The sequence below is a fragment of the Paracidobacterium acidisoli genome (assembly GCF_003428625.2).
GTDB lineage: Bacteria > Acidobacteriota > Terriglobia > Terriglobales > Acidobacteriaceae > Paracidobacterium > Paracidobacterium acidisoli.
On the sequence record NZ_QVQT02000001.1, the window covers coordinates 461,133 to 473,257 of the forward strand.

Annotated in this window: 7 protein-coding genes; 6 read left to right on the top strand and 1 reads right to left on the bottom strand. The window is 65.2% G+C overall.

Annotated features, from left to right (window positions below; all coding sequences use genetic code 11):
• The first annotated feature begins 18 nt into the window (after window positions 1-18).
• The 3 genes from D0Y96_RS02015 (at window position 19) to D0Y96_RS02025 (ending at window position 4,885) form a co-directional block, all read left to right on the top strand.
• Window positions 19-2,673 (top strand): ADOP family duplicated permease, encoded by a 2,655-nt coding sequence (locus D0Y96_RS02015; protein ID WP_117297657.1) that lies wholly within the window; start codon window positions 19-21, stop codon window positions 2,671-2,673.
• A gap of 60 nt (window positions 2,674-2,733) precedes the next feature.
• On the top strand, window positions 2,734-4,548 hold the full coding sequence (locus D0Y96_RS02020; protein WP_117297658.1) for an AMP-dependent synthetase/ligase: 1,815 nt from the start codon (window positions 2,734-2,736) through the stop codon (window positions 4,546-4,548).
• A gap of 73 nt (window positions 4,549-4,621) precedes the next feature.
• A complete protein-coding gene (locus D0Y96_RS02025; RefSeq protein WP_117297659.1) occupies window positions 4,622-4,885 on the top strand; it encodes a pilus assembly protein HicB in 264 nt (87 codons plus the stop codon).
• A gap of 137 nt (window positions 4,886-5,022) precedes the next feature.
• On the opposite strand, the gene gltB is transcribed toward D0Y96_RS02025, so the two are convergent.
• Window positions 5,023-9,480: a glutamate synthase large subunit gene (gene gltB / locus D0Y96_RS02030; RefSeq protein ID WP_117297660.1), complete on the bottom strand. Its 4,458-nt coding sequence runs from the start codon at window positions 9,478-9,480 to the stop codon at window positions 5,023-5,025.
• 242 nt (window positions 9,481-9,722) lie between these two features.
• Here gltB and D0Y96_RS02035 point away from each other — a divergent pair, with 242 nt between their 5' ends.
• From D0Y96_RS02035 to argB, 3 genes are read left to right on the top strand one after another with little or no spacing between them, the layout of a single operon-like run.
• Window positions 9,723-10,178: an arginine repressor gene (locus tag D0Y96_RS02035; RefSeq protein WP_117297661.1), complete on the top strand. Its 456-nt coding sequence runs from the start codon at window positions 9,723-9,725 to the stop codon at window positions 10,176-10,178.
• A 53-nt stretch (window positions 10,179-10,231) separates the two neighbouring features.
• A complete protein-coding gene (gene argC, locus D0Y96_RS02040) occupies window positions 10,232-11,299 on the top strand; it encodes an N-acetyl-gamma-glutamyl-phosphate reductase (protein WP_117297662.1) in 1,068 nt (355 codons plus the stop codon).
• Window positions 11,300-11,322: 23 nt separating this feature from the next.
• Window positions 11,323-12,105: an acetylglutamate kinase gene (gene argB, locus D0Y96_RS02045; RefSeq protein WP_117297663.1), complete on the top strand. Its 783-nt coding sequence runs from the start codon at window positions 11,323-11,325 to the stop codon at window positions 12,103-12,105.
• Window positions 12,106-12,125: the final 20 nt, after the last annotated feature.

Sequence of the window (12,125 nt, forward strand, 5' to 3'; positions counted from 1 at the left end):
TATCTGGAGGTGCAGACGATGAGATTCTGGTCCCGCATGCGAAGCGCTCTGCGCAACCTCTTCCGCAAAGAGGCGGTCGAGGCTGAGCTGGACGATGAGGTTCGCGCTTATGTGGATCTGCTGACCGACGAGCGCATCGCCGCCGGCATGTCCGCACAGGAGGCGCGGCGAATGGCGCTTGCCGAGATGGGCGGCGCGGAGCAGGTGAAGCAGGCGGTGCGCGACCATCGCGCGGGCGCGCGGCTGGAGCTGCTCGGGCAGGATGTGCGCTACGGGCTGCGGCAGATGAGACGCAATTCCGGCTTCACTCTCACGGTCGTGCTGACGCTGGCGCTTTCCATCGGCGCGAACACCGCCATCTTTTCCGTCGTGAATGCGCTCATGCTGACGGATCTGCCTTATCCGCATCCGGAGCGGCTGGGCACGATCTTTACGCATGTGACCGGATCGAGCTCGTGGGATGAGCGGCACCACATCAACGGCGAGCAGTGGGAGCTGCTGCGCGATCAGGTACCGGCGCTGCTTCCGGGCATCTCCGGCATCCGGCCGTCGGGCGTGAATCTGCAGTCCGGCACGCATGTCGAGTTTCTGCATGCGTCGCGCATCTCCGCACACTACCTCGATGTGCTGGGGATTCATCCGATCTTCGGGCGGAATTTCACCGGTACGGAAGATCTTCCGCACGGACCGAAGGCCGCGATTCTGAGCTACGGCCTGTGGCGCACCATGTTCGGCGCGAATGCGGGCATCGCAGGTCGGGTCATTCTCATCAAGGGCGAGCCGTATACCGTGGTGGGCGTGCTTCCGCAGGGCGCGGAGACACCGCAAAACGCGGACCTGTACCTGCCGCTGCAGGCCAGCCGCACAGGCGAAGGCGGCGGCACGAACTTTATCGACATTGTGCGGCTTCGCGACGGATTCACCTGGCAGCAGGCCGATGCCGAGATCGACCATGCCTGGGCGCAGCGCACTAACCGCTACGAGCTCGAAGACAATGCGGGGGCGCAGGTGTCGTACCATACCGTTCCGCTGCAGCGCGGAGAGACGGTGACGCTGCGTCCGCAGGTGATGGGGCTGATGCTGGCGGCGGGCTTTATTCTGCTGATCGCCTGCGCCAATCTGGCCGGACTGACGCTGGTGCGCGTTCTGCGGCGGACGCCGGAGATTGCCACGCGTCTGGCTCTGGGCGCTTCGCGCTGGCAGATCGAACGGCAGCTCTGGATCGAAAATATTCTGCTGGCCGCGGCCGGCGGAGCGGCGGGGATCGGCATCGGCCTTCTCGCGGTACGGGGGCTGCTGCGGCTGCTGCCGGAGCATCTGCTGCCGGTCAAGAGCGTTCCTCTGGACGGGCATGTTCTGGCCTTCACGCTGCTGGTTTCCGTGCTGACGAGCGTGCTCTTCGGCATGCTGCCGGCGCTGGTAACGCGCCGCTTCGATCTGCGCGCGGCAATGGGAAGCCGGACGGCGACGGGCGGCGAGCACCTGAGGCTGCGCCAGACGCTGATTGCCGGCGAGGTCGCGCTGACGGTGGTGCTGCTGGCTGCGTCGGGGCTGCTGATCCGCACGCTGATCCATCTGCAGACGCTGCCGCCGGGCTTCGATCCCAGTGGGGTGATGACGGCGACCGCCTCTCTCAACAATCTTCGCTATCACGATCCGGTCGCGTTCCAGAAGCTGCTGGAGGAAAGCACGGAAGCGATGCGCAGGATTCCAGGCGTGGAAAAGGCCGCTGCCGGGCTGAGCCTGCCGTACGAGCGCTCGCTCATTATGGCGGGGATCACCTTCAGCGGCAAAGAGACCGGGCAGACCGCGATCGCCGATGAGGTTTACGTGACGCCCGGCTATTTCGATACGCTCGGCATTCCGATTCTCACCGGCCGCGCGTTCACTACGGCGGACGGGCCGAACACGCAGCACGTCATCGTCATCAACCAGGCCTTTGCGCGCAGCTACTTTCATGGAGCGAATCCGGTGGGTCAGATCCTGAACAAGGATGCCCGGATCGTCGGGGTCGTGGGCGATGTGGCCATGGCTCCGGGCATCGATGCGGTTGCACCGCTGACCGATGAGAAGACGGTATATATTCCGGCCACGCAGGTGCAGGCTTCTCTGCTGGCGGTGGTACACGACTGGTTTCAGCCGAGCTGGATCGTGCGCACGGGAGGGCCGGTGACCGGGCTGACGGAGCAGATGCAGCACGCGCTGGCCGGCACCGATCCCGATCTTCCCTTCTCCGGCTTTTACAGCATGCGCGATCTGCTGGCGAAGACGCTGGCGGCGCAGCGCAGCGAGGTGGCGATGCTAAGCGTGCTGGCGGCGCTGGCTCTGCTGCTGAGCGCGGTTGGAATTTTTGCGCTGGTGGCGAATATCGTGGCACAGAAGACGCGGGAGATCGGTCTGCGCATGGCGCTGGGATCAACGGCGCGCCAGGCGATGATCCACATTGGAATGCCTGGCGTGCGGGCCTCGGCGCTGGGACTGGTTCTGGGGCTGATGCTGTGCGCGGGCGCGCTGCGGGCGATGCGCAGCGTGCTCTATGGCGTGGGCGTGTATGACCTGCCCATCCTTCTTGTTGTCGTACTGGCGCTGGCGTCGGTCACGCTGATTGCCGCGATGGCGCCGACGCTGCGCATTGCGGCGATCGATCCGGCAACGACGCTGCGCGACGAATAGCGCGATGAGCCGGGAGGCTGCCTTGCGCCGCCGCTCCGGCTCCGGTAGAGTAGTCGCGCGATGCTGGCTTTGAAAACCCTGAATGACGTCTTCTTTACGCTTGCCGCCGGAAACCGCGCGGATGCCATGGTGTGGCTCGATGCTTCCGGACAATGGCGGCCGATCTCTGCCGCGCAGGTGTATCAGCGGGTGCGCGCTGTGGCGGAATCGCTGACGGCGTGGGGCCTGGTGAAAGGCGACCGCGTGGCCATTCTCTCGGAGAACCGCTGGGAGTGGGCCGTCGCGGACTTTGCCTGTCTGGCGCTGGGCGTCATCGATGTGCCTATCTATCCCACGCTGACGCCGGAGCAGATCGGCGTGCTGCTGGCCGACTCCGGCACGCGGGTGATCTTTGTTTCGACCAAAGCGCAGTACGAGAAGATCGCGAAGGCGCGGCAGGATATGGCCGCCGCCGGCACACGCATGGCGCTCGAGCGCATTGTGATGATGGATGAGGCGGGCACTCCCGATGCGGTTCACTTTTCGTCGCTGGTCGAGGGCGCCGACGCGCGCGGAGCGGAGCGCGATGCCGACTTCGACCGCGCCGCCTACGACGTGAAGCCGGGCGATCTGGCGACGCTGATCTATACCTCGGGCACAACGGGCGAGCCGAAGGGCGTGATGCTGACGCACGGCAATATCGCGTGCAATCTGAATTATTCGACGGCGGAGTTCGGCTTTACGATGCAGGACTCGTGCATCTCGTTTCTGCCGCTCTCGCATGTGACGGCGCGGCACCTGGATTACGCGCTCTTTGCGCAGCACGCCGCAGTCGCCTACTGCTCGACGATCGACAAGCTGCCGGGAGCCTTCGCAGCGATCCGGCCGACGATTCTCGTCGCCGTGCCGCGCGTGTACGAGAAGGTTCGCCAGGAGGCGGAGCGGCGGGCCGCGGCGCAGTCGCCGACCAAAGCACGCATCTTTGCATGGGCGCTGAAGACGGGAAAGAAGCATCGCGACACGATCGGGGCCGGAGACGAGCCTTCCTCGATCGGCTGGAAGCTGGCCAACAAGCTGGTCTACAGCAAGATTCGCGCGGGCTTCGGCGGGCGCGTGCGCTACTTTATCGCCGGAGGCGCGCCGCTGGGCATGGATACGGCGGGCTGGTTTGCGGATGCGGGCATGCGTATTCTGGAGGGCTATGGACTGACGGAGACCTCGCCGGTGGTGGCGCTCAATACGCCGAAGGCGTACCGCATTGGATCGGTGGGCAGGCTGCTGCCGAATGTGGAGTGCCGCGTGGCCGAAGACGGCGAGCTGCTGTTGCGCGGGCCGAGCATCTTTCGCGGATACTGGCAGCAGGCCGCGGCAACGGCGGAATCGTTCGACGCCGAGGGATGGTTTCGCACCGGGGATATCGGGCATATCGACGCCGATGGCTTCCTTTACATCACGGACCGCAAGAAGGAGCTGATCAAGACTTCAGGCGGGAAGTTCATCGCGCCGGCTCCGATCGAGAACCGGCTCAAGTCCAGTTATCTGGTGGCGCAGGCGGCGCTGGTGGGCGACAAACACAAATTTGCTTCGGTGCTGATCGCGCCCAACTTCCCCGCCCTCGAAGGCTGGGCGAAGGAGCGCGGTATTGCGGCGGCGACGCGGCGCGATCTGGTAGCAGATCCGCAGGTGGTGGCGGAGTATGAGGCGCTGATCGACCGCATCAACGCAAGCCTGGCCAACTTCGAGACGATCAAGCGGTTTCGACTGGTGCCGGACGAGTGGACGATCGACTCCGGCGAGCTGACGCCGAGTCTGAAGCTCAAGCGGCGCGTGGTGAATGAGAAGTATGCGGCGGAGATTGCGGCGTTTTATGCGGAGAACGGAGCGTCGCAGAGTTGAAGCCACAATCCGCGGCGGCCCGCTTTCGGCTGGAAGTTCTGACGCCGCAGGATGTCCTGAGGAGAATTCGATCATGAGCAAGGCAACATATCCCCTGAAGCTTCCGCTTTCGATCAAGAAGGCCGCCCAGCGCCTGGCAAAGGAAGACGGCGTCTCCCTGAACCAGTGGATTGCCGCTGCGGTCGCGGAAAAAGTGGGCACAGTCGAGACAGCGGCACTGTTCTTTCAGCAGAGAGCGCAGGGCGCCAATGGCGGCCGGCTGACGGCATTCCTTGAACATGCTCCCGATACTGCACCGGAGCCGGAGGATGAGATGGAAGCGCGCAAAGCCGGGTAAAGCAGATCCCTCCGCTGCGTAGCCGCCTGACGGCGGCTGCTTCGGTCGGGATGACAAATGGGTAAGAAAAAGCCCGTCCCGGGAGGAAGCCGGAACGGGCTTTGTTTTTCTGTGCCCTGTTCTCTGAGCCCTGTTTTTTACACCTGCGGCTTTGGAGTCAGGCGGACGAAGTTCGGCGCCAGAGCGTCCCAGTGAGCGAGCAGGTTGTAAGCGCGGGTGCTCGCGGTCTTTTCCGCGTGCAGCTGCACCAGACCACGAATGCTCTCCTGCGCCTCGGCATCGAGATCGGCATACCGCTCAGGCTTCAGGAAGCCGGAGTGGTAGAGCGGATCGCCGAGGAAGCTGCCGTCCTCGTCGAAGACCCACGCCAGACCGCCGGTCATGCCTGCTCCGAAGTTGATGCCGGTGGAACCGAGGATGACCGCGAGACCGCCGGTCATGTACTCGCAGCCGTGGTCGCCCACGCCCTCGACGATGGCCAGCGCGCCCGAGTTGCGGACGGCGAAGCGCTCGCCGGCGCGGCCCGCGGCAAAGAGCGCACCGCTGGTGGCTCCATACAGCGCGACGTTGCCGAGGATGACGTGCAGCTCGGACTGGAGCGCGGCGCGGCCCTGTCCGCGCAGGATCAGCTCGCCGCCGGAGAGGCCTTTGCCGACGAAGTCGTTGGCCATGCCCTTCAGAGTAAGCTGCACCGGCGCCACCGTGAAGGCTCCGAAGGACTGCCCGGCAACGCCGGTGAGACGGAAGCTGAGCGGCGCGTCGGAGTGAATGCCGGCGGTCTGCAGCATGGCCAGGTCGCCGGAGAGACGCGCGCCGAAGGTGCGGTCTTCGTTCGAGATGAGGCTGTCGACGATGAACGACTCGCCCGATTTGTAAGCAGCCAGCGCCGCCTCCTGCCACTCGTCATCGAGGAGCGGATGCTCTTCGGGGCGCAGATTCTGCTGCCCCTGCCAGCGGGTGATGCCGTCTGCCGGAGCGGCGAGCATCGACCCCAGATCGAGGGAGCCGTCGAAGCGCACCTGTTCGAGCAGGTCGGTGCGTCCGATGGCGGCTTCGAGCGAAGGCAGGCCAAGCTCGGCAAGCAGCGCCTGGATATCGGCCGCCAGACCCTCGAAGAAGCGGACCAGATGCTCCGGCTTGCCGCGGAATTTGGCGCGCAGGTCAGGACGCTGCGTGGCAATGCCCGTAGGGCAGGTGTTGAGGTGGCACTGGCGGGCCATGTCGCAGCCCAGGGCCACCAGCACCGAGGTGCCGAAGGCGAACTCGTCCGCGCCGAGCAGCGCCGCGACAACGATATCGCGGGCCGTGCGCAGACCGCCGTCGGTGCGCAGACGCACGCGGCCGCGCAGACCGTTCTGGATGAGCACCTGCTGGGCCTCCGCCAGGCCGAGCTCCCACGGGCTGCCGGCGTACTTGATGCTCGACAGCGGCGAGGCTCCGGTTCCACCGGAGTGGCCGGCGATGACGATGTAGTCGGCGTAGGCCTTGGCGACGCCCGCAGCGACGGTGCCGACGCCCCACTCCGACACCAGCTTGACGCCGATGGCGGCCTTCGGGTTGACGCGGCGCAGATCGAAGATGAGCTGCGCGAGGTCTTCGATCGAGTAGATGTCGTGGTGCGGAGGAGGGCTGATGAGCTGCACGCCGGGTTGCGCGTGGCGCAGGCGGGCGATCAGCTCCGTGACCTTGTGGCCGGGAAGCTGTCCGCCTTCGCCGGGCTTGGAGCCCTGCGCGATCTTGATCTCGATCTCCTCGGCGTGCATGAGGTACTGCGCGGTGACGCCGAAGCGGGCCGAGGCCACCTGCTTGACCTTGTTGTTGAGCAGGTATGAGGGGGTGGGCACGCCGTTGAGCGGCAGATCGACGCCGGGCTGGTAGACGGCGGGATCTTCGCCGCCCTCGCCGGTGTTGGAGCGGGCGCCGAGCATGTTCATCGCCGCGGTGATCGTCTGGTGCGCCTCGGGAGAGAGCGAGCCGAGCGACATGGCGGAGGCGATGAAGCGCTTCACGATGGAGGAGACGGGCTCGATCTGATCGACAGGCAGAGGCGAGGCCGCGGGACGAATCTCCAGCAGCTCACGCAGCACGGCCGGAGTCTTCTCCGCCGCCTGTGTGCTGAAGGCAGCCCAGGCCTGGACGGGGTCGGCCACGGCGACGGCCGTTTTGGTGGCCCCGGTGATGGTCTGCAGCAGACGGACGGTCTGCGGCTGCCAGGAATGCGGCTCGGACTTGTCGGCCTTGCGGAAGCGGACCCATCCGTAGTCAGGCAGGTCTTTGGTCACCGTCGCGGTGGCGGTGGCTCCGCCCTCTTCCACGGAGTCGGAGACAGACGTGGACGGGAAGCCGCCGCTCCACAGCTCGCGAAGCGTCGCTTCGAGCTCGGCGAAGCCGATGCCGCCGATAGGAACGGGCGTGCCGGCAAAGCAGCGCTCGACGACCTCGCTGCTGAGGCCGATGCAGTCGAAGAGATGCGCGCTGCGGTAGCTGTCGGCCACCGAGATGCCCATCTTCGACATGATCTTGGCCAGGCCGAGATCGAAGGCGTGCAGCAGATTCTCTTCACCCTTCTCCGGATTCTGCGAGCGGGCGGTTTCAAGCGCCAGCCAGGGGCAGATGGCTCCCGCGCCCATGCCGAGCAGGACCGCTCCATGATGCAGGTCGCGGCAGTCGCCGGCCTCGACGGCCAGACCGACGCGGGTGCGCTCGCCGGCGCGGATGAGCGCCTGGTGAACGGCACCGGTGGCCAGCGCCATCGGCACGGGAATGCTCTGCTCACCGCAGCCGCGGTCGGTGAGCAGCAGAATGGAGGCTCCGCCGCGCACCAGCTCGACGGCTTTGGCGCAGAGATCGTCGAGCGCCGTGAGCAGGCTGCAGCCGGGGCTGAAGACGCACTCGAGCACGGCGAGGGCCAGCTCGTCGGCCAGGCCGTGACGCCGGTTGCGCAGGTTTTCAATCTGCGCCAGCGAGAGATACGGAGACGAAAGCGAGAGGCCGGGCAGATGCGCGCGCTTGTCGAGCATGTGCGGCCACGGGCCGAGGCGCGTGTGCAGCTGCACCACAATGGCTTCGCGCAGCGAATCAATCGGCGGATTGGTGACCTGAGCGAAGCGCTGGCGGAAGAAGGCGTAGACGGGCCGGGGCGTGCGCGCCAGCGGCGCGAGCGGCGTGTCGTCGCCCATCGACCAGATGGCGTCCTTGCCGTCGGCGGCCATCGGTTTCAGGATCATGTTCACGTCTTCGCGGGTGTAGCCGAAGCCGAGCTGCAGGCGGGCGATCTCCGCGGGATCGAGCGTGGGAGGGACGGGCTCGGAGGCCAGCGTCGTCTCTTCGAGAAGCTGCTCGTAGTCGGGTGCGGCGTTGTCGAAGATCTCCATCAGCTCGTCGTTTTCGTAGAGCTTGTGGACCTTGAGGTCGGCGACCAACATCTGGCCGGGGCCGAGGCGGCCGCTGTGCACAATCTCTTCCGGGTCGAGGTCGACCAAGCCGGCCTCGGAGCCGACGACGACCAGATTGCTCTCCGTCAGGAAGAATCGACAGGGCCGGAGGCCGTTGCGGTCGAGGGCGGCGCCGATGAGACGCCCATCCGTGAAGGAGAGCGCGGCCGGGCCGTCCCAGGTGTCGACCGAGTCCTCGTTATAGGTGAAGAAGGCAGACTGCTTCTTCATGCTGGCCGGAGGCATCAGCAGGCGGACGGATTCGGCGATGGTGCGGCCGTTGTGGGCGAGCAGCTCGACGGCTTCGTCGAGGCTGGTCGAGTCGGAGCCGGAGGGGGTGAAGATCGGCTTCAGCTCCTCGGGAAAGCGCGAGGCGCGGGCGTCGATGCGGGCGCGATTGCCCCATACGGTGTTGATCTCGCCGTTGTGCGCGATCAGGCGGAAGGGCTGGGCGCGATCCCAGGAGGGGGCGACGTTGGTCGCGTAGCGCTGGTGAAAGAGCGCAAAGGGCGTGGTGAAGGCGGGGTGGGCCAGATCGGGGAAAAACTCCGCGAGCAGGCGGCCGGCGCACATCGCCTTATAGATGAGGATTGAGCTGGAAAGTGAACAAACGTAACCTCTTGCGCCGCTGCGCTCGAACTGCTTGCGGGCCAGGTAAAGACGCCGGTTCACGGCCTCGGCATCGTCCGAGGTAAGCAGGACCTGGCGGATCACGGGCAGGCTGGCCAGCGCGATCTCGCCCAGAATGCCGGGCCGGGTGGGCACGTCGCGCCAGCCCAGAATGGTAAAGCTCTGCGCCTTCAGCGCCTCTTCGAGCTCACTGTGCGATTCGCCCGTCTCAGAGGGGAAAAAGACCATGCCCACGGCAAAGGGCTTCTCCGCAGCGAGCGTAATACCGGCCGAAGCCAGCAGAAATTCCCGGGGAACAGCCGTGGTAATGCCGATGCCGTCACTGGACTTGCCATCGGCCGCGACTGCGCCGCGGTGGGCAAGGCGCGAAAGGGCGGTTAACGCCTTCGCGAGAATGTCATGTGACGGGGTGTTGTCGAGTGTGGCGACAAAACCGACACCGCAGGACTCGTGCTCAAAGCGCGGGTCATACAGAGTGGGCCGGGAGCCGCCGGACGACATGGCCGGTGCAGCACAGTTTCTCGTTCCCATAGCTAAATATAAGGTCTCCTGCAGGGCATTACGAGCGACAAAAATAAAATTTATAGGGCGATGCGGAATTTCCGACCGCCGGAAGCAGATCAGGATTACGTTAAAAACCATCCACAGGCGTTGACAATCGCCCTCTGTATATTTATACATTGAATTGTATTTTTATGCATCCGAATTCCGATGCGCGGCATTTTATATACAGAGGCGCGGCCTGAAGGTTCAGGGGCCGCGATTTATTTGGCTTGAGCAAGACAGAACGGCACAATGCGATCCGGGAACTGGTGGCGACGGCGGCGATCGGCAGCCAGGATGAGCTGCGGCGCAAGCTCATCCGGCGCGGCTTCGATGTGACCCAGGCCACGCTCTCCCGGGATATTCACGAGCTGCATCTCTATAAAGGTCCGGACGGATATGCGTTTCCGAACGGCAACGGCGCGCACACGGATGACGAAGACGACCGCGCGCCGTCCATTAACGATGTGCTTGGACAGTTTGGCCTGAAGGTGAAGCAGGCGCTGAACCAGCTGGTGCTGGTGACGACGGCGGGCAGCGCGCAGCCGGTGGCGCTGGCCATCGACGATGAAGATATACCGGAGGTGGTGGGCACCATCGCCGGAGACGACACGGTGCTGATCATCTGTCCGGACCAGAAGCGCGCTTCCCTGCTGCGCGAGCGTCTGGAAGAGATGATCGGCTAGGACTGGCCACAGAGATCAGGGCGCAGCGCTCAGAAAAACAGTTCGGGGACGGAATGGGAGATTCGGCACAAATCGCAGTCATGGGAGTGAGCGGCTATGCCGGCGCGGAGCTGGCGCGGCTGCTGCTGCATCATCCGCAGCTCAAAGGAAAGGCACCGCTCTTCCTCGGACGCGCCGAAAGCACGCGGGAGCCGCTGGCGGCGCTGCATCCGCAGCTGATGGACAACAACGGCACCGGCATGGGGCCGGAGGGGCTGCAGGTCGAACCATTCTCCTGGGACCTGCTGGCCGAGCGCGGCGTCAGCCTGCTGCTGCTGGCGACGCCCCATGAGCAGTCGCGGGCGTGGGCTCCGCAAGCGCTGGAGCGCGGCATTCGCGTGGTGGACCTGAGCGGCGCGTGGCGGCTGCGGGAGGCGTCGAACCGCGCGGTCTATAAGTTTGAGGACGACGGATCGCCGGTGGCGGCGGCCGCACAGGCAAAGAGCGTCTACGGCATGCCGGAGCTGTACCGCGACGAGATTCGCGACGCGGCTCTGGTGGCGAACCCGGGATGCTATGCGACCTCGGTGATTCTGCCGCTGAAGCCGCTGGTCGAAGCGGGATGGGTCGATCTGAGCCGGGGTATCGTCAGCGATTCGAAGTCCGGCGTATCGGGCGCGGGCAAGGCGCCGACGGCGAAGACGCACTTTATGTCCGCGGCAGACAATCTGTCGGCTTACGGCGTCTTCGGGCACCGGCATACGGGCGAGCTGCTGGAGCAGCTCGATCTGGAAGCGGAGCAGGTGATCTTCACGCCGCACCTGCTGCCGATTCCGCGCGGAATCATGTCCACCATTTATGTCTGGTTCAAAGAGCCGAAGAAGGCCGATGAGGTGGAAGCGCTGTATCGCAGCTTCTTTGCGCAGAGTCCGCTGGTGAGGATCTTCGCTGCCGGTCAGCTGCCGCAGATTCAGTACTCGGTGCGGACCAGCTACTGCGATATCGGCTTTCACCTGGACCGCGGCGGACGCCGATGCGTGATTGTCTCGTGCCTGGACAATCTGCTGAAGGGCGCTGCCGGACAGGCGGTGCAGAACGTGAACCTGATGTGCGGATGGAAAGAAGAAGAGGGACTTCTGTAAAGGACGCCCCAGGAGAATTCCATATGAGATATGTCGTCAAGCTCGGAGGAGCGACCCTCGAAAATGCTGAACTGCTGCACCAGTGTGCGCTGGCCATTGCCGAGCTGGTGAAGGACGGCAACAGCGTGGCGCTGGTCCACGGCGGCGGCGTGCAGCTGACGCGCACGCTGAAGCAGATGGGCAAGCAGAGCGAGTTCATCGCGGGCCTGCGCGTGACCGATGCCGAGACACGCGACGCGGCGCTGATGGTGCTGGCCGGACGGGTGAACAAATCGCTGGTCGCGGCGCTCGGAGCGCATGGACAGTCCGCGGTCGGGCTGTCGGGCGGCGATGGGCTGATCTTCCGCGCGCGCAAGAAGAGGACGGCGCCGGATCTCGGCTTCGTCGGCGAGATCGTGGCCTCCGATCCGCGCTGGCTGGAGGCGATCTGGAAGATGGGCGCGGTGCCGGTGATCTCGAGCATTGCCCTCGGCTATGACGGCGAGTACTACAACGTGAACGCCGATGAGATGGCCGCGGCCTGCGCGGGCGCCTGCCATGCCGACGCTCTGGTCTTTCTGACCGATGTGCCGGGCGTGCGCGGAGCCGACGGCGAAGTGATGCGCTGGCTGAGCGTCGATCAGATCGAGATGCTGAGGAAGACCGAGGTTATTACCGGCGGCATGCTGCCGAAGCTGAGCGCCTGCCGCGAGGCGCTGCTGAACGGCGTAAAACGCGTGCGCATCTTACCTGCAGAGGTGGCGGCGGTGCTGCCCGATCTTTGCAGCTCGCGCGTGACGCACGGCACGGAAGTGATGGTGGCTTGAAACAGGGCTCAGAGCACAGG

Bases quoted from the DNA above. Each gene is read 5' to 3' on its own strand.
- D0Y96_RS02015 (WP_117297657.1), top strand. From the start codon at position 19: ATGAGATTCTGGTCCCGCATGCGAAGCGCTCTGCGCAACCTCTTCCGC.
- D0Y96_RS02020 (WP_117297658.1), top strand. From the start codon at position 2,734: ATGCTGGCTTTGAAAACCCTGAATGACGTCTTCTTTACGCTTGCCGCC.
- D0Y96_RS02025 (WP_117297659.1), top strand. From the start codon at position 4,622: ATGAGCAAGGCAACATATCCCCTGAAGCTTCCGCTTTCGATCAAGAAG.
- gltB (WP_117297660.1), bottom strand. From the start codon at position 9,480: ATGGGAACGAGAAACTGTGCTGCACCGGCCATGTCGTCCGGCGGCTCC.
- argC (WP_117297662.1), top strand. From the start codon at position 10,232: ATGGGAGATTCGGCACAAATCGCAGTCATGGGAGTGAGCGGCTATGCC.
- argB (WP_117297663.1), top strand. From the start codon at position 11,323: ATGAGATATGTCGTCAAGCTCGGAGGAGCGACCCTCGAAAATGCTGAA.